General features: G+C 59.2%; 13 protein-coding genes and 1 riboswitch. Of the genes, 3 read left to right on the plus strand and 10 right to left on the minus strand.

Annotated elements, in window-relative coordinates:
* Positions 1–283: 283 nt before the first annotated feature.
* The gene (locus ODJ80_RS14170) at positions 284–1,303 is read left to right on the plus strand and encodes an ATP-binding cassette domain-containing protein (RefSeq protein WP_442863890.1); all 1,020 of its coding nucleotides are present in this window, start codon (positions 284–286) and stop codon (positions 1,301–1,303) included.
* A 313-nt stretch (positions 1,304–1,616) separates the two neighbouring features.
* Here the strand turns inward: ODJ80_RS14170 and ODJ80_RS04230 are convergent, their stop codons facing one another.
* From ODJ80_RS04230 to ODJ80_RS04255, 6 genes are all read right to left on the minus strand, one after another.
* Positions 1,617–2,447: a glycosyltransferase family 8 protein gene (locus ODJ80_RS04230; protein WP_263041057.1), complete on the minus strand. Its 831-nt coding sequence runs from the start codon at positions 2,445–2,447 to the stop codon at positions 1,617–1,619.
* Positions 2,425–2,577, minus strand: a complete 153-nt coding sequence (locus ODJ80_RS04235; protein ID WP_263041058.1) for a hypothetical protein — start codon at positions 2,575–2,577, stop codon at positions 2,425–2,427. Before ODJ80_RS04235 ends, ODJ80_RS04230 begins: the two co-directional genes overlap by 23 nt.
* A 35-nt stretch (positions 2,578–2,612) precedes the next feature.
* Positions 2,613–3,164, minus strand: coding sequence for an HdeD family acid-resistance protein (locus tag ODJ80_RS04240; protein ID WP_263041059.1), 552 nt, complete (start codon positions 3,162–3,164; stop codon positions 2,613–2,615).
* Positions 3,161–4,987 (minus strand): ATP-dependent zinc metalloprotease FtsH, encoded by a 1,827-nt coding sequence (gene ftsH / locus ODJ80_RS04245; RefSeq protein WP_263041060.1) that lies wholly within the window; start codon positions 4,985–4,987, stop codon positions 3,161–3,163. The genes ODJ80_RS04240 and ftsH overlap by 4 nt, the downstream gene beginning before the upstream one ends.
* Positions 4,984–5,406, minus strand: a complete 423-nt coding sequence (locus ODJ80_RS04250; RefSeq protein WP_263041061.1) for a hypothetical protein — start codon at positions 5,404–5,406, stop codon at positions 4,984–4,986. The genes ftsH and ODJ80_RS04250 overlap by 4 nt, the downstream gene beginning before the upstream one ends.
* Before the next feature lie 145 nt (positions 5,407–5,551).
* Positions 5,552–6,100, minus strand: a complete 549-nt coding sequence (locus tag ODJ80_RS04255) for a TetR family transcriptional regulator (protein WP_263041062.1) — start codon at positions 6,098–6,100, stop codon at positions 5,552–5,554.
* 276 nt (positions 6,101–6,376) lie between these two features.
* On the opposite strand from ODJ80_RS04255, the gene ODJ80_RS04260 reads away from it, so the two are divergent.
* Entirely contained in the window at positions 6,377–6,748 is a 372-nt protein-coding gene (locus tag ODJ80_RS04260) for a RidA family protein (RefSeq protein WP_022336654.1), read from the plus strand.
* A 90-nt stretch (positions 6,749–6,838) separates the two neighbouring features.
* Here ODJ80_RS04260 and ODJ80_RS04265 read toward each other — a convergent pair whose 3' ends face one another.
* The 3 genes from ODJ80_RS04265 to ODJ80_RS04275 form a co-directional block, all read right to left on the minus strand.
* Positions 6,839–8,035 carry an aminopeptidase gene (locus ODJ80_RS04265; RefSeq protein ID WP_263041063.1) on the minus strand — a complete coding sequence of 399 codons (1,197 nt, stop codon included), beginning with the start codon at positions 8,033–8,035 and terminating at the stop codon, positions 6,839–6,841.
* Positions 8,036–8,182: 147 nt separating this feature from the next.
* On the minus strand, positions 8,183–9,898 hold the full coding sequence (locus ODJ80_RS04270) for an ABC transporter ATP-binding protein (protein ID WP_263041064.1): 1,716 nt from the start codon (positions 9,896–9,898) through the stop codon (positions 8,183–8,185).
* Positions 9,885–10,970, minus strand: coding sequence for a helix-turn-helix domain-containing protein (locus ODJ80_RS04275; RefSeq protein ID WP_263041065.1), 1,086 nt, complete (start codon positions 10,968–10,970; stop codon positions 9,885–9,887). The genes ODJ80_RS04270 and ODJ80_RS04275 overlap by 14 nt, the downstream gene beginning before the upstream one ends.
* Positions 10,971–11,267: 297 nt before the next feature.
* A riboswitch (M-box (ykoK) riboswitch) is annotated at positions 11,268–11,429 on the plus strand.
* Positions 11,430–11,886: 457 nt separating this feature from the next.
* Here ODJ80_RS04275 and mgtA point away from each other — a divergent pair.
* Positions 11,887–14,589: a magnesium-translocating P-type ATPase gene (mgtA, locus tag ODJ80_RS04280; RefSeq protein WP_263041066.1), complete on the plus strand. Its 2,703-nt coding sequence runs from the start codon at positions 11,887–11,889 to the stop codon at positions 14,587–14,589.
* Between the two features lie 104 nt (positions 14,590–14,693).
* Here the strand turns inward: mgtA and ODJ80_RS04285 are convergent, their stop codons facing one another.
* Positions 14,694–24,251: an S-layer homology domain-containing protein gene (locus ODJ80_RS04285; protein ID WP_263041067.1), complete on the minus strand. Its 9,558-nt coding sequence runs from the start codon at positions 24,249–24,251 to the stop codon at positions 14,694–14,696.
* Positions 24,252–24,435 lie beyond the last annotated feature (184 nt).

Genomic DNA, 24,435 nt, shown 5'->3' on the forward strand with positions numbered 1-24,435 from the left:
ATGATTATAGCTGGAGCGATAATCTCTGCAATCGGTATGTTGGTAGGTTCGTTGTGGAATAAGAAACGCTACATTCAAAACAAAAAAGATAAATAGCAAAGAGAAAGCTTATAGTTTATCAAGCAGATAAATCCTAAGTTGCAGAACAAAAAACAGGAATTTGTTCGTCGGCTCTTGCCTACTTTCCTCAAAAAACGAAATCAAAATTAAATCAAGTCTAAGCGAAACACAAACCGTCCTTTTGTATGATGAAATCCCATCAAACGAAAGGACGGTGTTTTTTATGGGCGCTTGCAGGCGGGCCGCCCTTTACCTGGCCCGCAAGAAAGGAAAGGCTATCCTTCTTTTCCTGATCTTCTTTTTGGTATCTGCCCTTTTGCTGATTTGCTTTTCTGTTTTGGATGGAACAGGACAGGCAGCCAGAGACCTGCGTTCAAATATCGGTGCTGCCTTTACTATCCGGCCCTATGCGCAGATGACTTGGGAGGATGGCGCTCTCAGTGAAGGGACAACACCTGTGGTCTCCCAGCAGAGCATTGACGAGGTGATCGCCGCTGCCCAGGGGCACGTGAAAGCCTACAATACGGAGCATTATGGCTATGCCAAGAGCGAACAGCTTCACTTCCTGCCGGGTGCCGGGGACAATGAGGCCAGCAACATGGGACAGGTAACTGCTGTGCGGGATTCTGGACTTACGGATGTGTTTCTGAATGAGGAATATACGTTGCTTGCCGGCCGCCATATCCAGCCGGACGATGAGAATATAATCCTCATCAGCACAGAGCTGGCAGCGGAAAACAGTCTGGAAGTTGGCGATGTACTCACCTTTAGCGGAAGAGTTCTGTTTGATGGGACTGACATCGCCACCACTGGATTGGCGGATCACCGGCGCAACCATGTGGCGTTTATCTTCCAAGCGTACAACCTCATCGACTACTTGACTCCCACGGAGAATGTGTCGCTGACCTCCAAGCTGCCGCCGCTGCCCGTTCTGGAGCGCCTGGGTCTGACGAAAGAGGAAACGAAGCGCAATGTGCTGAAACTCTCCGGCGGCCAGCAGCAGCGGGTGGCCATCGCCCGGGCCCTGGCAAGCGAGGCTCCGGTGATCCTGGCGGACGAGCCGACTGGCAATCTGGACGAGGACACCGCCCAGGACATCACGGAAATTCTCAAAGAGAGTGCCCACAAGATGAACAAGTGTGTGGTGGTCGTTACCCACTCCCACGAGCTGGCAAAACAGGCTGATGTGGTGTTCCGGATAAAGCAGGGGGCGCTGTGCCTTGTCTCCCGCCCCAAAGGGTAGCCGCATCCGGCCCTGTCACCCCTCTTTCCACGTCAGCGCTCCCGCAGATTTGCCCTTTTCAAGAAAAAGCCGTCCGGCTCCCCTGTATGGGGCCGGGCGGCTTAGGCGTTTTTGTTTATTGTTCTGGCAGAAGCCTTATCAAGCATTGGTACACCATGTCGCAGATAGTGACCGGATGCTGCTTCACCCCGGCCCGCTCCATCCGTTCCAGCACAGCTTTCTCCCCTCCATTACCAAAACGCACCTGGTTTCGGCCTGTTCGGCCCAAGCCGGGTGCGTTTTCTCTTTTTGCTCCGGTATTCCGCCCCTTTCTTTACAGCGCCCCCTGCCCTGAGAACCACCGTTTGGCCACCTCCTCATAGTGGAGGTACAGCACCCCGAACCGGTGGCGGTAATAGGGCTTCCAGGGTTTTTCCTTGCCGCAGAAATGGAGAATGGCTGTGTGCCGCATCACCCAGGGCAAATCCGCCTCTCCCATGCTGCGCATCAGGTAGCTGCTGTAATTTCTGGCATCATAATTCCAGATTACGTCATCCAAGGGCAGAACCCGGTCCCCGTACAGGGCATTGAGCACATCCTGGTCAGGGAGCACCAGCTCTCTGCTGTGCTCCTCCACAAAGGAAAAGAGCTCTTGGGGCCGGATTTCCTCCCGGCAGCGCTCCAGGTCCATCAGCAGCACTCCCGAGTTGTAATAATCCCCCTCTGTGCCCAGGCGCACACGGTTCAAGCTGTTTGCCAGCTCTGTTTTCCCTGTATGGGCAGCTGCGGCAAAGAGGTTTCCCTGCAAGTCCATCTGCCACAGGGGCTTCAAGGGATTGATGACTAGGATATCCGGATCCAGGTACAGCACCCGATTCACCTCCCGCGGGAGCAGGTGGCCCGCCAACAGCCGGTAATACATCTCCTGGGGATACTGCTTTGTCACCGGCGCCTTGGAAAACAGGCTCTCCCCCACTGGGATGGGGCAAAGCTCCCAGCCGTGCATTTTCAAACTCTCTCCCAGCCCATCCAGCTTCTGCCGGGGGATGGACCGGTGCAGCAGGTATACGGAACCTGTCTCCCCCGGGCAATTCTGACAGAGGGATGCCAGCAGCACCTGCAGCTGTGGCAGGTAGTTTTCGTCAAGGCTGACCAGCAGATTCATGCTCTCCCTCTTTCTTTCCATCCTCCAGACCCTGGGCAGCATGGAGTGGAAACGCTCCCGCCTCTGCGCCGGAGCCCACCAGGACGCCTTTGCGCCGGTTTGCGCCAAGCCTTCGATCCTCTTCCTTCATAACGGGCCTTCCTTTCTAAATGGTATCGCGCCATCTCACAGGGGGAAAAACGCCATGGCAACGCTTTCCACTCCCAAAACGATAAGGTACAACCCGGCCAGGTAGCCCAAAGCTGCGGCGGCGCTGAAGGGCATTACAGCCAGAAGCACCCCAGCGACTAAACCGATGAGATTGAGCGCGAGAGCGAAGCAGTACATACCTCTCCCCGCCGCCAAACGCACCTGGGGCAAGCCCGCCAGCCGGGAGATGCAGTGGGCAATAAACCACACAGCGAACAACAGGGAAAACACTGCAATTCCCACTCCGGGATTGACAAGGATCACCACCCCGGACATGACGCTGAGCACCCCGGAAACCAGGGAAACCAACGGCCCCAACCCTGTAAACCGTTCCACTCGGATATAGCGCAGGATATCGGCCACTCCCACAATCACGCCGGCAATGCCGTAGGCATAGGCCAGGCCTTCCACCGCCAGATCGGGGTTCATCAGGGAGGCGGCCCCCAGGGCGATGAGGGCAACGCCCACCAACAGATCCCACCAGCCAATCCGCCGGTACCAGGGCCTTTTCTGCCAAGGGGCTCTCATGGCTTGGAGCCCCCTTCCAGAATACCCATAAACTCCTCCCCGGTGATGGTTTCCTTTTCGTAGAGATATTTGGCCAGCTCATGGAGCTTGCCGCTGTTGTCTGTCAATATCTTCTTCGCCTTTTCATGCTGGGCCTTCACCAGGTCCACTACCTGCTGGTCAATTTGGGCGGCGGTCTCCGCAGAGCAGGCGAGGGAGGTGTCGCCCCCCAGGTATTGGTTCTGCACGGTCTCCAAGGCCACCATGTCAAAGTTGCGGCTCATGCCGTAGCGGGTGATCATGGCCCGGGCCAATTTCGTGGCCTGCTCAATATCGTTGCTGGCGCCGGTGGTGATCGAGCCGAACACCACTTCCTCGGCGGCCCGGCCCCCTGTCAGGGTGGCAATTTTATTTTCCAACTCCTCCTTGGTCAGCAGGTTTTTCTCCCCGGTGTCCACCTGCATGGTGTAACCCAAAGCTCCGCTGGTGCGGGGGATGATGGTAATTTTCTGCACGGGGGCGGAATGGGACTGTTTTGCCGCCACCAAGGCGTGGCCAATCTCGTGATAAGAGACAATGAGCTTCTCTCGGTCCGAGAGGACGGCGTTCTTCTTCTGGTACCCGGCAATCACCGTCTCAATGCTCTCTTCCAGGTCGGCCTCCGTCACCACAGTGCGGTTTTGCCGCACTGCCCGCAGGGCGGCCTCATTGATAATATTCGCCAGTTCTGCGCCAGAGGCACCCGCAGCCATGCGGGCAATGGTGTGGAAGTCCACATCCGGGGCCACCCTGATCTTTTTGGCGTGCACCTTCAAAATGGCCTCCCGGCCCTGCAGGTCCGGCAGCTCCACAGGCACCCGGCGGTCAAACCGCCCGGGGCGGGTCAAGGCAGGGTCCAGGCTCTCCGGCCGGTTGGTGGCCGCCAGAATGATGACCCCCGTGTTTTCCTCAAAGCCATCCATCTCTGTAAGCAGCTGGTTCAATGTCTGCTCCCGCTCGTCGTTCCCGCCTATGCTGCCTGCGTTTCGCTTTTGGCCGATGGCGTCGATCTCGTCGATAAACACAATGCAGGGGGCCTTTTCCTTTGCCTGCTTAAAAAGGTCCCGCACCTTAGAGGCGCCCATGCCCACAAACATCTCCACAAACTCACTGCCAGACATGGAGAAAAAGGGCACGCTTGCCTCTCCGGCCACCGCCTTGGCCAGCATGGTCTTGCCGGTGCCGGGAGGGCCCACCAGCAAGATCCCCTTGGGCATGGAGGCCCCAGCCTCGGTGTACTTTCTGGGGTTATGAAGATAGTCCACAATCTCCTTCAGGCTTTCTTTGGCCTCATCCTCGCCGGCCACATCAGAAAATTTGATGCCCTTGGTGGACTGGACATACACCTTGGCGTTGGATTTTCCAAAGCTCATCGCGTTGGGGCCGCCAGCCCGCTGCATCAGTTTTTTATTCATATAGTAGCCCAGCAGGGCGAACAGGACAATGGGCAGCACCCAGCTGATGAGGAAGCTGAGCATGGGGTTTGCCCGCTGCAGGATCTGCCCCGAGTACTGGGCTCCGGAATCCTTAAGCAGCTGGGCAAGTTCCGGATCGGGAATCATACCCGCCTTATAGATGGCGGTGCCCTCTTTGTTGGTAAAGACAACCTGGTTTTCTGTCTCATCCACCTCTACCAGGCCCAGGTCCTTGTCCTCTGCCATTTGGACAAAGGTGCCGTAGTCCACCTCTTTCACCCGGTGCTGGACAATCATCGGCGTGATCAGCATATTAAACAGCAGGAGCACCGCCATCACGATGAGGCCGTAATAAATCAACGGTTTTTTGGGGGATCTCACTTCTTTCATCGCTTGTTCCTTTCTTCCGTTTCAAAACTTTGCTGTGCGTAAATTGCCTGCATGGAGAGCAGCAGCGCCCGTTCCACAGCCAAAAGGGCGAAATCCAGGGCATACTCCGCCAGAAATGCTTGTTCGTCCGCGGGGGCTTCGCTCTGTTGCACCGCCGGCCCCAAGCTGCTGGCCATCAACTGAAGCTGGCTTTCCATTTTTTCATACGTTTCCGAAAGCTCTCGGGCCACGGCCCCCTTGGAGTGGGCCAGCCTCTGGGCCAGAGTTAAAGCTGTTTCCGCGCACTGTCGCTCCTGCTCCGCAATCTCCCGGTCCAGTGTTCCGGCGTCCGCTGTCTCGGTCAGGCGCAACCGGCTGTGGAGCCTGGCAACACGGTCATCCAGCTCACAAAGCTTTACGCTCATGATCTCATGCGCCACGCTTGATCTCTCCTTTCCATTGGGTCTGCCTGCATTCTACAGCGGAATGGCGGACGCGTCCAGAATCACTTCTCCCATTCTGTCTGGACAAAAAAGCCGGATTGTAAAAAAACTTTACAATCCGGCAAAACTGTCCATCTGCTTTTTATAGGTTGGCCCCTTCCTGCGGGGATATGCCCTCGGTCATCAGCAAAAACACGGTATGGACAATCCTGTCCAAGTTTTTGGTGTCCTCCGGCCCCCAGCTTTGAAACAGCCCCAGAATAGCCCCCACATGGTACCGCAGGATGAGCTTTATCTCCCCGCGGCTGCACTGGGCATACAGCCCCTTCTCTTCGATAATCTTCTCAAAGATATTCTGAATGGACTGGGCTACCATCCGCTGCAGCTCCTCCCCGTAAGGGGTGCGCTCTACACGGCGCAAATAGGGCATGGCCTCCAGCGCCATGACGAACAGGCAGCGAAGGCCCTTTTCTCCCCCTGCCTGTGCTTTGGCCTCCAGCAAGGCGCGCTGCCCCTGCTGTTCTAAAATCCAGCGGAACATCTCAGGAATATCCGCAAAGTGATAATAAAAGGTTTGGCGGGTGATGTGGCATTCCTCCACAATATCCTTTACCGTCAGCTTTTTCGCATGCTTCTCGATTAAAAGCTTCATGGCTGCCTGGGCAATGACCTCTTTCATATCAACCGGCACGGCATTTCCTCCCCCCTGGCCATCCTCGATGGCCGCCTCTGAATATTATACCCGGGTCCGCCGCTTTTTTCAATGCGTATCTTTGCAAGGCGTTCAGCGGCGGCCCCTATTCCCCCCTGTGGGATGGTGCAGCTCTCCCAACAGCGCAAGCGCCGCATCTCGCCGGGCCCAGAGGCGCGGGCCTTTCCAAAAGGCGCTTTTGCGGGAGCACCTTGACAAATGGCGGTTCTTCCCCAATAATAAGAGAAAAGAACCTATTGGAAGGGAGCAGGACTTATGAACAAAATCCATACTGAGAACGCCCCCGCCGCCATTGGCCCCTATTCCCAGGGGTATGAGGTAAACGGCGTGGTGTACACCTCCGGCCAGCTGCCGGTGGACCCCCAGACCGGCGCGGCGCCGGAAGGCATCACCGCCCAGGCGGAGCAGAGCTGCAAGAACGTGGGCGCCATTTTGGAGGCCGGCGGCTCTGGGTTTGAGCAGGTCTTTAAGACGCTGTGCTTCTTGGCGGACATGAAGGACTTCGCCGCCTTTAACGAGGTGTACGCCAAATATTTCACCTCCAATCCCGCCCGCAGCTGCGTGGCGGTGAAGGAGCTGCCCAAGGGCGTGCTGTGCGAAATTGAGGCCATTGCCCTGAAAAAGTAAACAGCCAACAAAAAAAGCGCCGGAGATGCCCGGTGCTTTTTATGCAGCAGAAAAGCCCCCGGCATACGGGGGCTTTTTCGCGTTTAGTGGTCACAGGGCAAAGTCGCCGTTGCGGAAGATTTCCACCTCCCGGCCGTCCTCTGTGGTGCCCACAATCTTCATGTCGGGGGTGCCGATCATGAAGTCAATGTGGATGGTGGAATCATTAAACAAGTCCGGATGGCCCGCGGGGGAGGAGTTGAGCCCCCGGCCCAGCGCCAGGTGGCAGCTGGCGTTTTCGTCGATGAGGGTGGTGTAGTACACCAGGCCGCTCATGCTGATGGGGGAATGGTACTCCACCAAAGCGGCCTCGCCCAGGTAGCCGGCGTTTTCGTCAGTGGCCACCAAAGCTTCCAGCATCTCCTTGCCGGCGCCGGCCAGGACCTCCACCACCTTGCCCTTTTCAAAGCGGAAGCCGAAGTTCTCAATCTTCTTGCCGCCCAGCACCAAGGGCCGGGAGGCGTACACCACGCCGTTTGTCTCGTACTTGGCGGGGGTGGTGCAGATTTCCTCGGTGGGGATGTTGGGGGTGAAGGGGATGGCGGGGGCGCCCTCGTGGCCGAATTTGGACCAAGGGGTCAGGCCCACGGTGAGGTCCGTGCCGTTCCCGGCGGTGTAGTGGAGCTTTGTCAGCTTCAGGGCGTCCACGGCCTTACCGCGGGCTGCCTTCTGGGCGTGGAGCTCCTCCCAGGTTTTCACCACGTCGTTGTCCTCGTCGATATAGCACAACTTCAAGAGGATTTCCCACAGCTCCCGAAGGGCCTCCTCCCCCTTTTTCTCCAGGATGTACTCGGCCCACTCCACGGTGGGCACCATAGCGATGAGCCACTGGCAGTGCTTCTCCCGGCTGGCCTTGCGCATGATGTTCCGCACGCCGTCCACATGGGCGAAAATGGCGTTGGACTCCTTCTCGCTGACGCCCTCCATCAGCTGAGGGTTCACGCCCTCCAGGCGGACATAGCAGGCGCCCTCGTCCAGGTACTTCTGGTACATGGAACGCTCCCAGTCCTCCACCCGGCGGACGTCCTCATCGGGGCGGTAGTGGGCGGCCACCTTTAAGCTGGCCTGGTCCAGGTAGTTGACAACCACATTGCCGGCGCCCAGCTTGTAGCACTCCTCGGCGAAGAGGCTGGCAAACTGCCAGCCCTCGATGGCGGCTTCCACCAAAACGGTCTGGCCCTTCTGCACATTCAGCCCCACCCGGGCCAGGGTGTAGGCGTATTTACGTTTCATAGTTTCCAAGTCCATGGGATGTTCCTCCTTTTGCGCGCTTTATCTATGCGCCATTATACCGCAGCAAAGCAGAAATGTAAATCCCTCTTCGCCGCCGGGACAAAAGGAACACAGCGGGGGACTTTTGCACGGGCGGAACCGGGCGCAGCTCTCCACGCCTCTCTACTGGGCCACAGTGTACAGGGAGTAGAACAAGCCCTTGCGGTCCATCAGCTCTTGGAACTGGCCGGTCTCCACCACGCGGCCGTGGTGCAGCACCAGGATGCCGTCGTACCGGCTAAGGAGCGCCTCATCCAAGGAGTGGGTGACCACCACCCGGGTGAGGCCCTCCAAATCCAGGATGGAGCTGGAGATGCGGAAGGCTGTCTCCTTATCCAGGGAAGCGGTGGCCTCGTCCACCAAAAGCACGGGGGTGTGCCGCAGCAAACACCGGGCAATGGACACCCGCTGGCGCTGGCCGCCGGAAAGCCCCGAACCGTTCTCCCCGCAGAGGCAGTCCTCGCCCTTCTCCTGGATGATGGGGGCAAGGCCCGAAAGCTCCTCGGCCCGCTGGACCTGCTGGGGCGGGAAGTCCCGGAACATGGTGATGTTGTCCCGCAAGGTGCTGTTGAACACGAACACGTTCTGCTCCACCATGGAGACCAGCTCGTAAAGGGACTGGGTGCTGACGGTGGAAAGCTCCCGGCCGTCGTAGAGGATTTCCCCGGAGTAGCCGCCGTGGCCCGCCATGAGCAAATTCAGCAAGGTGGACTTCCCCGATCCGGAAGCGCCCACCAGGGCGTAGCTCTTCCCCGCCTGGAACTGGGCGTTTACGTGGTGGAGCACCTCCTCGCCCTCTTGGTAGGAGAAGGAGAGGTCCCGCACCTGGATGCCCTCCTCCAGCTTTTTGGGGATGGGCGCGCCCTCCTCCCGGACGTTTTGGGAGAGGGATTCCGCCAGCTTGTCGATAAGGGCCAAAGCCGACCGGCGGTTGGCCAGCATCTCAGGCCCCTCCTGCAGGAACATGATGGAAAGCCCGCTGAGCTGGAGGAACACCCCGGCCACGCCGGGAGTGACGCCTTTGCCCGCCAAAGCCAGCACAGCCGCCGCCAGGAACACCCCGAACTGGGCCACCACCCCCGCCACGCTGCCCAAGGAGCGCAGCACCTGGGCCAGGCACATCCGGCGGCGCTTGGCCTCTTGGGCCTGGGCGTTGCTTTGGGAAAACAGCCGCAGGATCTCCTTCTCGGCTTTGAAGCTCTTCACCACAGAGAAGCCAGTGAGGCCGTCTTTGACCATGGAGAGGAAACTGTCGTTTTTCCGGGAGACTTCCTGCTCCCGGCTGGCCAAGTGCTTGCCCGCCACCAGAGAGGCGCCCAAAGGCAGTAGGGAAAGCACCAGGGCAATCAAGGTGAGCAGCGGGCTGTACCAGAGCATCATCAAAAAGGCGCCCACGCAGAGGATGGCATCCATCACCAGGTCAAAGAGCTTTTCCAGGTAGTTTCCTTCAATGCTGTTGGCGTCGTTGGAGAGGGCGGACAAATAGGTGGAGGTGCTCTCCCGGGAAAAGGTGGAGATGTTCTTCTTTAAAAGCTGGCTGTAGGCGTAATCCTTATACTGGCCCATGGCCCGGGTGAAGAACCGGGGCAGGGCGTAGGCCCGGACGGCGCCCACCAGAACGATGGTGGCCACAATGCCCAAAAGCACCCAGCAGATACCTCCCAGGGAAAGGGTGTTGCCGCTGCCCGCCATCAAATCCATAATCTGCTGGAGCAGCCAGGAGATGACCAGGTTCGCAAAGGCCATCACCACGGTGGCGGCAAAGGCCAGGATAAAATTTAATTTGTTCCTTCTGTAGAATTGGCGGACAAAGGGCCGCCGGATTTCACGCTTCTTCATGACAAACCTCCTCCCACAGGGCCCAAAGGCCGGGGTAATCGCTTTCGTTGTCCTTCAGCTGGACTTCCACGCCCTCCATGGCGGTGGGGCCGAAATCGTCGTAGGCGGCGGCGTCCCGCTGCGGGGTGATGAACTTGTGGTGCTCTAAGCCGTAGCTGGGGGCGGCGTCGAACCGCAGGGCCAGCTGGCGGGCCTGGCGCAGGTACTCTTTCGTCCGCTCCCTATCCCCCAGCTGGGTGCAGGCAAAAGCGTTTAAAAGTAGAAGAATGACCTGGGCTTTATCCAGGTACGACATTTTTCCCGGCTCTTTAAATCCCTGGATGAACTGGTACAGCAGCTGGTTGAACTCCAGAGACTGGGCAGGCCGGTTCAAGTGCAGGCAGGCGTTGGCGTAGCCCACGCTGAACTGGAGCAAGGCGGTTTCCGCGTTCAGCAAAGCCCGGGTGAGATAGGTGAGGGACTCCTGGCTGGTTTCCTGTTCCTTGGCCAGGATGGTGCCAATCTCCGCGTTGTTGACGCCCTCCACGTTGTACTCTTTCAGCAGCTTGAGGGCGCCCTCTTTATCCCCCGCGCTATGCATGGCGTTGGCCATGGCGATGTAGATGGACACCGGGCTGATTTCCCTGTCCTCGTTTTGGGAGATGAGCTCTAGGCTGCGGCGGTACAGCTCCTGGCAGCGGGTCAGGGCCACCGTATCGTGGTTTTCCAGGCCGGAAAGCTGGTAAATTCTGGCGCACTCGTACACCACCTGGAAGTTGTTGGGGAAGCGCTGCAGGGCCTTTTCCGCCTCCCGGAAGGCGACGGCGTAGTCCTTTTGGATGCGCAAATCCCGCAGACGGCAGACGCTGTCCTCCAGGCTGGCGCTTTGCTGAGTGTAGCCCAAAAGCACGTCCACGCTGGTCTCGAAGAAATCTGCCAGCTCCAAAATAATGCTGATATCCGGGGTGGAGGAACCGGACTCCCACTTGGACACTGCGCCCACGGTGACGCCCATGGCCTCTGCCAGCTGCTCCTGGGTGAGGCCCCGCCTCTTGCGGAACTCCCGCAGCTTTTGGGCTAACAACACTTTCATACCGCACTCTCCTTTCTGGTTACAGCCCCAGTATACCGCCTTTTGGGGCCGTTGAACAGGGAGAAATCTTCCATTTAGGAAAGTTTTTATTTTACCAATCGGAAAATTTTGAAAGCCTTCTGCGGGTTCTTCCCGCCCAAGGGGCAAGGTGGGAACTGGAACGCCCCTGTGCCGCACACCTCTTGTGGGAAACTTTCCGCCTTTTGGGATTTTCGCTGCAGCCCGGATCAAACGGTGTGGATGATAGGGCTGGAAATCTGAAAAGGCCTTGACAAGCCAGTAAAACCATGCTACAGTAAAATCGTTCGGTAGGTAAGGCTCCTACAGGGATACGGGCTGTTGCCGCGAAATGGTGGAGACACCATCAGCTGGTTTGAACAGGGTACATCGAGCGCAAGGTGTATCATAACACAGCTTCACCGCCCTGCAGAGTTAAAGCTCAAACGAATGTACACGAGGCATCTGGCTCCCGTATGTTCACCGGACATACGGGAGCTTTTATTATTCAAAAAAGGAGGCGCCAGCAATGGAACACAGTTCACGCAACAGGATTTTTTCAAAACGATGGGGACCCAGCAACCGCGGGCGCCTGCGCCCGTAGCGGATTTTCCGCTTTTACCGGCCATCGTTTTTGGGGATTCCTAAAGGCGGTGGCCTTTTTCTGCCCTTTTTGGGGAAAACAACGCCCTGCGGGCGATGAGATAGATACTTTTTTACAAGTGAGGTGAAAGGAATGGACACGGGAAGCAGTAACAGTGCAACCACGCTGGAACGAAGAGGGGAACCCCGCAGGAGGGCCGGGCTTTGCCGCCCGTTCCTTTCCCTGTAGGCCGCCAAAAAGGCGGGCCCTTCTTCCCTGCACTGTACCCCTTCCAATGCGCACCGCGCAAATTTTTCAATTTGGAGGTACAGAACCATGAAGAAGATTGTGAAGAACGTATGGATTGCGGGTGGCAGCGGGGCCAGGGGCCGGGCTAACACCATTTATGAGCGCCTTTTCTGGGCTGCCGCCCAGGAAGAAACTGCGCTTCTGGCTCGGTACGGCACTGCCGCCACCGGCCTGACCCCCGAACAGGTGGAGCGCTCCCGGGAGGAGCACGGCAGCAACGTGCTCACCTATGGAAAGCGGGAATCCGTGGCAAAGCGCCTGTTTTCTGCCTTTATCAACCCCTTTACGGTGATTCTGCTGGCGCTGGCGGTGATTTCCGCCGTCACAGACATTGCCCTGGCCAGCCCGGGGGAGAAAAACTACGCCACGGTCCTTATCATCGCCACCATGGTGCTGCTCTCTGGGGGGCTGCGCTTTGTCCAGGAGACACGCAGCGGCAACGTGGCGGACAAGCTGCTGGGGATGCTCCACACCACCGCCTGCGTGGAACGATCGGGCCAAAAGGCGGAAATCCCCCTGGAGGAAATCGTGGCGGGCGACCTGGTGTACCTCTCCGCCGGGGACATGATCCCCGCTGACCTACGGATCCTCTGCGCCAAAGATCTGTTCCTCAGCCAGTCCGCCCTGACAGGGGAGAGTGAGGCCGTGGAAAAGCTGGGGACAGCCGTTTCACAGAAGGCGGCCTTGACAGACACGGCAAACCTGGCCTTTTTGGGAAGCAACGTGGTCAGCGGCAGCGCGAAAGCCCTGGTGCTGGCCGTGGGCAACAACACCATGCTGGGGCGGATGGCCAAGGAGCTGAACACCAAGCCCCCCAAGACCACCTTTGAGAAGGGCGTCAATTCTGTTTCCTGGGTGCTGATCCGGTTTATGCTGCTGATGGTACCGGTGGTGCTGCTTGTCAACGGGTTTACCAAAGGGGATTGGATGCAGGCTTCGCTGTTCGCCATTTCCATTGCTGTGGGCCTGACTCCGGAAATGCTGCCCATGATCGTCACTGCCTCCCTGGCCAAGGGCGCCCTGGCCATGAGCAAGCAGAAGGTCATCATCAAAAATTTAAACTCCATCCAGAACCTGGGCTCGATGGACATTCTCTGCACGGACAAGACCGGCACCCTCACGCAGGATAAGGTGGTGCTGGAGTACCACCTGAACGTGGACGGAAAAGAGGACGACAGGGTGCTGCGCCACGCCTTTCTGAACAGCTACTTCCAGACGGGGCTGAAAAACCTGATTGACCTGGCGGTCATCCAGAAGCAGGAAGAGCTGGGCGCCCATGACCTGGTGGAAAAGTACACCAAGGTGGACGAAATCCCCTTCGATTTCCAGCGCCGCCGGATGAGCGTGGTGGTCCAAGACCGGGAGGGGAAAACCCAGCTGGTCACCAAGGGCGCCGTAGAAGAGATGCTGCAGTGCTGCGCTTGGGCCGAGTGCGGCGGCCGGGTTCTGCCCCTGGAAGAAGGGGTGCGCCGGCGGGTGCTGGCAAAGGCCGGCGAGCTGAACGGCCAGGGCATGCGGGTCATTGCTGTGGCCCAAAAGACCAACCCCTCCCCGGCGGGGCAGTTCTCTGTGGAGGACGAACGGGGCATGGTGCTCCTTGGCTTTCTGGCCCTGCTGGACCCGCCTAAGGCCACCGCCCAAGCGGCCATTCAAGCCTTGCAGGAATACGGCGTCTCGGTGAAAATCCTCACCGGGGACAACGAGAAAGTCACCCAGGCCATCTGCCGGCAAGTGGGGCTGCCTGTGGAGCGCATCCTGCTGGGCACGGATTTAGAGAGCCTGGACGACCAAACGCTGGGGCGGCTGGCGGAGGACATCACAGTGTTTGCCAAGCTCTCTCCCGAGCAGAAGGCGCGGGTGGTGCGCATCCTGCGGGAAAAGGGCCACACTGTGGGCTATATGGGCGACGGCATCAACGACGCGGCTGCCATGAAGGCCGCAGACGTGGGCGTCTCGGTGGACACTGCTGTGGACATTGCCAAGGAGACCGCCTCGGTAGTGCTGTTGGAAAAGGATCTGATGGTGCTGGAGCAGGGCGTGCTGGAGGGCCGGAAGACCTATGCCAACATGATGAAGTACATCAAGATAACGGCCTCCTCCAACTTTGGCAACATGTTCTCCGTGCTGGCGGCCAGCGCCTTCCTGCCCTTCTTGCCCATGGCCTCTTTGCACCTGATTTTGCTGAATCTGATCTATGATGTCTGCTGCACCGCCCTCTCTTGGGACAACGTGGACCCAGCATATCTAAAGGTCCCCAGAAGGTGGGAAGCCAAGGGAATTGGCCGGTTTATGCTGTGGATAGGGCCGATTAGTTCCCTGTTTGACATTGCCACCTATCTGCTGCTGTACTTTGTACTGTGCCCCCTGGCCACCGGCGGCCAGCTGTACACCCAGCTGGCGGACCCCGCCGCCCAGGCGCTGTATGTGGCCCTGTTCCAGACAGGGTGGTTTGTGGAATCCATGTGGACCCAGACGCTGGTCATCCACATGCTGCGCACAGAGAAACTCCCCTTTGCCCGGAGCCGGGCCTCCGTGCCGGTGGCGCTGCTCTCCTTGGCGGGGATTGCCCTGGTGACGGCCATCCCCTTTACGCCCCTGGCGGCTCCCCTGGAAATGGCCGCCCTGCCCCCGGTGTACTTTCTGCTGCTGGGGATGGTTGTGCTGGGATATATGGCGCTGGTGACGGTGGTAAAGAAAAGGTATATCCGCCGGTATGGCCAGTGGCTGTAGCCGCGGCGCTGCCACAAATTTCACCCGCGCGGGCTGCCTAGCCCCCTACAAAAGCGAAGGCCGGGATTGCTCCCGGCCTTCGCGCGTTTCATTTGTTTGGGGTCTCAATCTTCCACAACTTTCAAATCAAAGTTCTTCATAATGCTGGCCGCCTGGGCGCGGGTGGTATTGCCCTGGGGATCAATGGTGCCATTGTCATGGCCGTTGATCAGGCCCTTGCCATTTGCCCAGCTTAGGGCGGTCTCCGCCCAATCGCTGATGGCTCCCGCATCCGGGAACTGGGTCAGGTCTCCTCCGGCGGTCAAGTCATAGCCCTTAAACTTGGCGTAGTTGTACATCATCTGGGCGAACTCCTCGCGGGTGACCAGCTTCTCCGGCCCGAAGGTGCCGTCATCGTAACCGGCCACCACGTTGTTCTGAGCGGCCCAGGCAATGGCCTCCAGGGCCCAGTGGCCGGCGGTATCGGTAAAGGGCGCCTCTGCGGTTTCTTCCGGTTTGCCCTCCAGGTTGTGCAGAATCTGCACCACCTGGCCGCGGGTCAAGCTGCCGTTGGGCTGGAATGCTGTGGCGCTGACCCCCGCCATAATACCATGCTCCACCACATAGTCCACGGCTTCATGGTACCAGGCGTTCAGCTCCACGTCTGTCAGGTGTGCGGAGGGGCACAGCTCGCCGCCGTCGCAGCGGAAGGTGACGGCGATGGTCACGCTCTCACCGGGCTGGGTGAAGCCCCAGATGCCGTCGCTGTTTTCCGTGAGTTCCACCTGGCTGCCGTCGGGCCGGGTGACTGTGACCTCCCCCACTTCATAGCCCTCGTCGGGCTGGGCGGTGATGGTCACTGTATCGCCCTGGCGGGGATGGGTGGGATCGACGGTCACGGTGCCGTGCTCGGTTTCGAGGATGGTGGGGGGATAGGTCGTTTCCCCGCCGCCACCGCCGCTCCGGGTCAGATGCAGATGGTACGTCTTTTCCCCCATGGTCACCGTGATGGTGCTGCTGCCGGTGGGGATGGGGACTTGGACGCTTCCCACGCCGGTGCTCTGCTCTTCTCCGTTTATTGTGACCTTTTCGCTGCTGCTGAAGATCACGGTCGTGGAAGCGGGGGCATCGCCCTGCAGGGTGTAGGTGTATTCATTGGATTTATCCGGATCTTCCTCAACAAAGTCGCTCAGATCCACGTCGATGTTGGAGAATTGAAGCTGGGTCTCTGTGCTTCCCGCGGGAACATACAGCAGGATCACATCGGTGCCCTTCTCCTGGAAGTCCACGGGGATCTGCTTGTTTTGCTCGCAGGTGAGCTTTGTGTCCTCTGTGACTGTGTGGGTATCCAGAGTGTTGCCGTTCTCGTCCAGCAGGAGAGCCACCAGGGTGCCGCTATCCGCCTGGTCCTGGAGGGAGTTGTTCTTCAAGGTCACGGTGGCTGTGGTCGTATCATCGCTGTTGTCCAGGACCACATCCAGCGCGGTCATTTCCCCTGTGCGGGCATAGGCGCCCGTGAGCAGGACGGCCGACTGATTGTCGCCGCTGTGGTACTCGGGCAGGCGTTTGCTCCCGCTCTGGGTCCCAATCGTCCCCTCTGCCCAGGCGTCGGCGTACAGGTAGACGCCGCTTTCCGGGATCTCCTTCTCGCAGAGGGTGTCTTTCACATAACTGCCCACGTCGTAGGTCAGCACCAGGGTGTAGCTGCCTGCGTCGATGCGGGCCAGATCATTGCCGGAGATCGTAATGGCGTCGCTGGTAGTGCTGCCGTTATAGGTCACGCTGGCTTCTTCCTCCAACATGCTGTCGGTGTAGAAGCCCACCTTGACCGTCCGGCCGCTGTCTGCCAGCGGGGCGTCGGAGGTGTTGTAGAGGGTGACAGCAATGGTGCGCTTGCCCTCGTTTTCCTCCAGCACCTTCATCTGGGAGATGCCGATATCCGGGTAGTTCAGATAGACGGTGCCGCTCTGGTCAGTGATATTGTTCCCGGCAATGGTGTACTTCACATTGCTCACAGCCTCGTCAATCCCGTGGTACACCGTCAGGGTGGCGCTCTCATTGGGGGCAAGGGCCTCCTCCAGAGTGGCGGTCTCCTCTTCTTCTTCCAGGGTGACAGTCAGGTCCGTCACCTCGTTCACGCCGGTGTTGCGGACGGTGAACTGGATGGGGGTCAGGCTCTCCGCCATCAGGTTGGCGTAGTCCACCCCGATGGCCTCCACCTCCAGGCCGTAGGCCTCGAAGTTGTGGGTGGCGGTGTAGAGCTTGGTCTCCTCGCCGGGGAGGGTGACGGTGCCTTCATCGCTTGGGATAGTTTCCGGGTTAGTCTGGTCATAGTAGGTGGCCTGGATTACCGCCTTGATGGGATGCTGGGAGTTATCGGCATACGATGTCTCCACATAGGCGTCGAAGTGGTCCAGCAGGGTGTTTTCCGGCAGCTCCGCCACCACCTGGGGCGCAGTCAGCCAGAAGTCATCCACAATGTAGTCGTCATCCGTATCCTCCGCCAGCAGGCGGACCGCCTTCAGCTGGCTGTGGGCCGCTGTCATCAGGCGATTTGTAGTCTCGTCGCTGACGGTCTCGCTCCACAGGATGGTCAGGTTATCTACGTAGCCACTGCCTGAGGTGCGGCTGGTCCACACGCGGGCAAAGCGGAAGTCGCCGCCGATGTTGGCCTGGCCGCTGCTGGTGAGGGCGGACAGGGAGGCAGGGAAGGTGTTGGACATGACGCCATTCTCATCCACCGCCAGCAGCTGGATGTCGCTGACGCCCTCCCGCTGGCTGTGCCAGCCCAGGATGAAGCGCTGATCGGACATTCCTGAAGTCAAATGCAGGGAGAGTGCCGCCACCTGGGGGTTCTCGTCCAGAGTTTTGTCGCTGGTGACCAGCATGGAAGTGCCCAAGCTGCCGTCGCTCTTCACGATGGTGTAGCCGATCTCCTGGCCGGAGCCGTCCGACGCTTCGGTATTGCGGTCCAAGGTGTACACCGCCATGGCGGTGCCGTCGTTCAGCATGGCGGCCTGAAGACCCTTGACGGAGCCGTTGGCGCCGTTGTAGAGCATCTTAGGCTCGCTCCAGGTGCCGTCATAATAGCTGTACATGATCTGGTCCTGGGAGGAGAAGTCCATCAGGCCGCCCTCCGGATCGGCGCTGTACACGCTGCGCCAGAACACGATGGCGTTGCCTTTGCCGTTGACCGCTACCGCGGGGGCCAGGTCGGGGGTGGCGTTGGTGGTCAGGCGGGTAGTGGTCCAACTGCCGTTGTCGTAGTAGCCTTGCCTCTTTGACCAGACCGAGACCATGATCTCGGAGCTGTTCATCAGCAGGTTCTGCTCCTCCGCTGTGATCTCAGCGCCAGCGTCCTTGCCGGGGATCTGAGCGCTCTGGCGCACCCAGGCCGCTGCCGCGGTGGCGTTGCCGCCTGTGTAGTCCGTTTTGAGGACGCCCGCGATATCCACGTCGCTGTCGCCGTAGCCCTCAAAGCCGCCATCAGGGAATTCCTGAGAAGTGCCGTAGCTGCCGTCATCGTTCAACAAGCTGTAGTGGGCCCGGCTGTCGTAAATGCTGTCGCTGTTGCCGTCGCTGATGTAGGCCAGCACCTTCCCGTCGTCGCTGAGTTCGGGGAAGGAGGCGGGGTTTGCGTTGGTCTGGAGATTTTTTACTCCGTTTTTCTCATCCAGGCTGAACAGGGACATACGGGCTTGGGTGTTGCCCCAAGTGCGGGCGTACTGCTCCAGGTAGTCCCGGCTCTGCAGGGTGGCGGTGGAGGACACCTCCCGCAGGCCGCTTGCCGCGGCCGCGTACTGGCGGCTCTGGCTGTCCAGGCCGGTGCCGGTGTTCTCCCAGTAGCTGTCGATCTCATTCCAGTCATTGAAGGGCTTCCCATAGCCAAAGGAGCCGGAGGCCAGCACCTTTTCGTAGGAGATCAAAGCGAACACGGCCTTGAACTTGATGCCCACCTCGCTCTGGATATCCAGATATTGGCCATTGGTCTGCCGCTGGGCTTCCTCCGCCAGATACTCCCGCGAGAGGAAGCGGTTCTGGCTGTTCACGTCCAGCTTGCCGAACAGGCCGATCTTCAGGGCGATGAGGGAGTAGTCGAAGCCAAAGCCGCCGAAAGCCTCCACATAGGCCCGCAGACGCAGCTCGGTGAGGAAATCGGTGACAGCGGTGGCCTCGGAGTCGCTCCACTCCAGGCCTTCCTGTTCACTGTACCGGGTGGCGGCCTGAAGGCTCAGCTGCATGGCGCCGCCCACCTCAAAGCTGCCGGTGACCGGCACGATGCCCACCACGGTGTTCACGTTAAAGCCGAATTCCATGCCTACACCGGCGGTAAAGCCGCCGCCTTTGGTGTAGACCTCCCAATCGCCGGAGGTCCGGTTATAGCGGATCTCCGCCTCGTAATAGCCTTCCAGCTGCACACCGAAGTCAAAGCCTGCCACATCGGACAGCCGGTTGCTCTGGTAGGGATCGTAGGCGGCCATGGGGTCATAGGTGCCGTTGGCCATCTGCTGGAGGTCGCCCACACTGGGCATATCCGTCTCCAGGCCCTTGGTCATAAAGTTGGCGCTGACCGCCACGCCGTTCTTGTACTCCACATCCTTCAGGTCCAAGCTGTCATAGCCAGCCCAGATGAGGGCGTTGAAGACACTGGGGTCCTCGCTGGGGGTGATGAGCATTTGGAACACGCTGGTGTTCACGGGGCCTGTCAGCTTTCCCAAGTCGCCCATCAGGGTATCGAGAATGCTGCTGCCGCCGTTGCCAAAGTTGATATTGTTCGTGTCCCAGCCGCTGGAGTCCATCAAGGTGGCCACCATGCCGGTGACGTTCTCATCCTCTTCCACAGATTTAACATCGGTCAAGTCGATGGCCCTAAAAGGCATGGTGCGCTCCTGCACCAGGGCGCCGTCCTGGGTAAGGCGTGTCTTGAGGCCCACGTCTTCCCCATCGGGGATCCACCCGGAAGTGGTCATGGTCTCCTCAGTGAGGGTCAGGGTGTTCTCCACCACGGGCATGGAGGTGAAGGGGTAGCGCTCCGCGCCCGTGGGCACCTGGGCCTCGGGGCTGTAGTCGTTCTCATCCACCATGGTCAGGGAGTAAGAGGCCCCGTCGCCGCTCTCGCCCCACAGGAGCATGTCGGTGGTGAGCACCGCTTCTTGGAAGTTGTAGTTGGGGCCCACAAAGCCCGTGGAATAGCGGGTGTCGATGAGGGTGCCGTCCTCCAGGTCATAGTCGATGACCTGCCGTGCCACAAAGGGTTTGTTCGCCTCGCCCTGGGGCACTTTCTCCAGCACCACCACGCCGGAAGCGGTGCGCATCTCCTGCATGGGGCTGACGGTGCCGTCCACCATCTGGAACAGGGGGTAATAGGCATCGTCCGCAATGTCGCGGACCTCCAGCACATACTGGATCTTGTCCTCGGCGGTGGGAAGGCTGTCCTTGGTCTCCCCCGCCTCTTCGGACCAGAACTGGGTGAAGTCGAAGTAGACGGTGAGCTTGCCGTTTTCGTCGGTGGTGAACTCGGTGTCCTGCTGCTCCTCTCCGGCAGCACCGATATCGTTACGGGTGGTGCCCAGGCCGGCGGTCTCGCAGAAATACCCGTTCTTGTACACGCCGCCCCGAACGATCACTTCAGAGCCGGCCAGGGGCGAACCATCGGGCTTTACGAGGGTCAGCTCTGCCTTGGCTGCCTCCCGCAGGCGGAAGGTGTTCAGGGGGTAGAGCTGAAGTTTTCTGGCGTCTCCCTCGCCGGACTGGAGGTCGTAGTTGTAGATGGTGCCCAGGTACTCCGTGATCTCGCCATCCTCAGTGACCTCAGAGTTGAGCCACACGTCGCTGGCGATGCCGCTGGGCTCGTAGAGGGCCAGCACGCCTTCGCTGTTGGTGGTCACGGTCTGCTCCTCGTCATCGCCGTTGGTATAGCGCAGGGTGGTCTTCACCGCCGGGGTCACCTGGAACAGGTAGAACTGGTCCCGCAGCGTATCGGCTGTGACCTTGATACTGGCCTTCATGTCCGTGGCGGCGTGGGTGGCAGTGATGGTCGCCTCGCCGCCCTCCACGGTGGCGATGCCCATTTTCAGCTCGGGCAGGTAGGTGTCAAAGTCGAAGAGCTGGATGTCCTCGTACAGGCCGCCCTGCTTGTAGTTGACGGAGATCTCCTCGTTGTCAGTGGCCCACTGGATGCCGTCCTTAAAGGAGTTCCAGTCGTAAGCGCCGTAGTTGATGCCGATGTAATCCAGCAGGCCCAGCTCCTGCCGCATGGACAGGATCTCCTGGGTGGTCTTGGAGGCAACCGTTTCGTTGTTCTCCGCAGTCAAATCCTGGACCTTCTCGGTGTTGTCCAGCGTCAGGGAATCAATTTCCTCATCCTCGCTGTTCACGATCTGCAACGCGTCGGCGTTGTAGACATACAGGGGGAAGGAATCGGTGCTGGGGGACTCCTCCCCGGGATTTGTCACCGACAGCATGACCTGGTAGGTGTCCTTCAAATTGCCCTCAGCCACTTGGCTCAGGTTCAGCGTGTAGGTGCCGGAACCGCTGGAGAGGGTCTCATTGCAAACCTTCTCGGAAGTGCTGTCCTCCGTCACCCGCAGGATGGTGAGGGTGGCAGTCTGTCTGGTATAATTTTCCAGAGACCAACCGATCTCCACAGGGCCCTCATCGTCCTTCAGGTAGAGGCTCTCGGGCCGGGTGAGCACTGCGGTGGCGGGCTCGGGATGTACCACGATCCACGCCAGGGCGGAAAGCCGGACGTCCTCGCCGGACCCATTGGGATGGGGCATGGACACCCGCACGGTGTAGGCGGGGGTTTCCCCCGAAGAGAGCTGGCTCAGCACGTTCTCCGGGATCAGGACGCTGTTCTGGTCCTTGGCGGCGGTGTAGGTCTGGACCGCCGTTTTGCCTTCAAGCTCCGCTTCCGTTTTATAATTGCCATAGAACACCTCAATGGTGTACTGGAAGTCCGCGCCCGGGGCAAACTGGGACGCGTTGGAGCTCCACAGCACGGTGGCGGCGGCCTTCTGCCGCACCACGATGGTGGAGGCCCCCTGCGGGATTACTAGGGCAATGGATTCGCCCGCAACGACCGTATAAGTTTGGGATTTCCCGGTTTTATCGTCACTGTCATCATCCGGCGTGCCGTTGTCAGCGGTGAAGGTGAAGGTCACCTCTCCCACCTTCCGCCCCGTCAGGGTGACTTTGCCGGAGTAGTCGTCTTCCGTGGTGATGGTGGCGATGGCCGTGTCGCTGCTGGACCAAGTGCCGCTCTGGCTGCTGGCCAGGGTGGAGCCGTCGGGGCCGTACACCGTGGCTTTCAGGGTGGGGCGGACGGTATCCGCCAGGGAGAGCTCGTAGTCTCCCCCGCTGTTATCCGTGACCGTCACGGTGGCAGCCTGCACAAGGGCGGACACGGAAAAGCTGTCTTGCAGGGCCGTGTTGTAGGACAGGTCCACCCAATTCGGATCTTCCCGCGTGCCCTCGTTGGCCTGGAGGGTGACGGTGTAGGTCATTGCGTCGTTCTGGGCCGCCACGGCGAAGGGCTGGGTGGCAAAGCCGTCCTCGTTCACATAGACCTGCTGGATTTCAGTCACCTTCCCATTCCCATCGGTGACCACCGCCTGGAAGGGCACTTCTTGGGCCTCGCCGCTGGCGTTCTGATGATAACCGGCGTATTTGTTTTTATACGCCTCTTCCTCCGACAGGGTGACGGTCACGGTGGCCTGGCCGTTTTCATAGGCGGCGCTGAGGCCGGTGGCCGCGTCCCGCATCCGGGCGCTCTCCAAGGTGGCACCAGAAGCGGGCTCGCCGATGATCTCCGCCGCATTGCCGAAGATATCCGTGATGCCGGTGAGAGAGGTGATGGTCACCTGCTTGCCGTCCACCTTCTGCACCGGGTACCAGAACATCAGCTGGTTGCCCGCCTTGCTCATGTGGAGGTCATTGGGGGTGAACTCCTTGTCGTTGATGGTGATTTTGGCATCGTCTTTTACATACACCAGCTCGTCAAAGGTGAGCACCACCGGCACCAGCTGGCCGGGGCGGTAGGTGCCGGACGGGGTGGTGGCGGATTTCAGGGTGGGGGCTTTCCCGTCGTTTATCAGCTCCACCGCGGTGTCTCTGAGCATTCCGTAATTGTATACCTCCGCGCCATACCCAGCCCCAGGATAAAATATGCCGCCTCGCACCTCCAGCCTTTCTGGTACGGCATTCGTTCCCAGTTTGGTGGAGGCTTCGAATTGCAGGGATGTTGTTATCTGGTCAATATTATTGACATTGATATCTTCAGATGAATAATCCATGCCATAGTTGATAGTTTTCAGGTCGACCCGGTCGACACCCTCTTCCCCTCCTTCCGGCAGGAAGTACATATTCGGCGTATAGCCCTGGGAACTACCTTCATAGTTCCACGCCCTCGCAGTTATGGTGCTGTTACAGCGCGCAGACAAGTTCCCCACCGTAAGGCTGAACTTCACAACGTCATCGCCAACAGCATCGACACTGGTATATCCCTTCGCTCCCTGGAGAAACCCGATAAACTCATTGATCGTCTCTATGGTGGCGGTGGGCTTATCATTTGTAATACCCAGTGCCTCGTTGGAACTGCTGCTCACTTCAGTCAGGAACTCAAAGTAGACATCTGCGCTCTTGTGATTATTCTGATTTTCAACAGTGTCAGAGTATAGACTTAGCGGCGATGTCCACTCAGCCTGCATCCACTTGGTGGACAGGTCGGGAACATCCACGGTTTTGGTCAGCCGCAGGGTGTGGGAATCGGATTGCTGGCCGCCGCTCTCAAACACAAACCCCTGGGCATTGGAGAAGTGCACGGCCCCGGCCAGTTCGCCGTAGGCATAGTCGGGCACGTCCGGTGTGCTGCTGGATACATTAACCGTTAACGGCACGCCTTTGTAAACCGATTGGTCATTTAAGGTTGCCGTGTAGGTCAGCGTAGCCGTAGGATCGCTTTCGCTCAGTTGGGCAGTTACCGATTGGGTGACGCCCGTCATGGTGGCGCCCAGGGTCACATTGACTGTGATCCCTTCCAGCAGGCCCGGGTCCAGCGTGACGGTCACGGAGTATTCTTGATTCGCTCTGGCCGGTATGGACAAAGTCTGTTCCCCGGAATCCACATCAGCTGCTGTAAAGTTATTTACGTTTACAGATGGCACATTGGCGTGGGTGTCCCCCACCGCTGCGCTTTGAAACGCGATGCCGGCGGTCTGGAGCTGGGTGACCAGGCTGTTCAGGTTTTCGCGGGCCTCCCCATCAAAGGTCTTTCCGGAGAAGTAGGTCTCCTGAAGGTGCTGCAGCTCCCGCTCAATGGCGATCACCGTCTTGAGGTCCCCCAGGGCAATGGGCACGCCGTCCGCATAGGCCACCTGGCTCAAGTCGGCAGAGGGGTCCTCCAGCAGGGCCTCCATCTCCTCCAGGGTGTACTGCTTGCCGTCCAGGTCGATGGTCTGGTCGGTAATCAGGTTTCCGTCTTCATCCAAAAGGCCCATGCTGTCCAGCAGCGCCAGGGCTTCTTCGGGACTTTCGCCTGTAAAGCTTTGCAGCTTTTCAAGCAAGGTTTCGTTTTGCTCTGGCGCGTTGTTCAGCAGGCCGCCCACAGCGGCCAGGGCCGATACCGGAAGCATGGTAAGCACCATGCACAGGCACAGCAGCACTGCCAAAATGCGCTTTTTCATTCTTTCTTCTCCTCCTATTACAATATATTTACGGTTCAAGGCACGGCAGCCAGCCGTGTTTTTTTCCGCATCGTTGCCAAAGCTGTTAGAATGAGAGCGTCTTGGCCTGATGCTCACCTCCAAGGACCAAAGCGTCCGCAGAAAAGTCCGTCAGCCAGCCTCTCATTCGCAGCGTTCGATTTAT

This window comes from Acutalibacter sp. LFL-21, from assembly GCF_025630755.1.
Classification (GTDB): domain Bacteria; phylum Bacillota; class Clostridia; order Oscillospirales; family Acutalibacteraceae; genus Acutalibacter; species Acutalibacter stercoravium.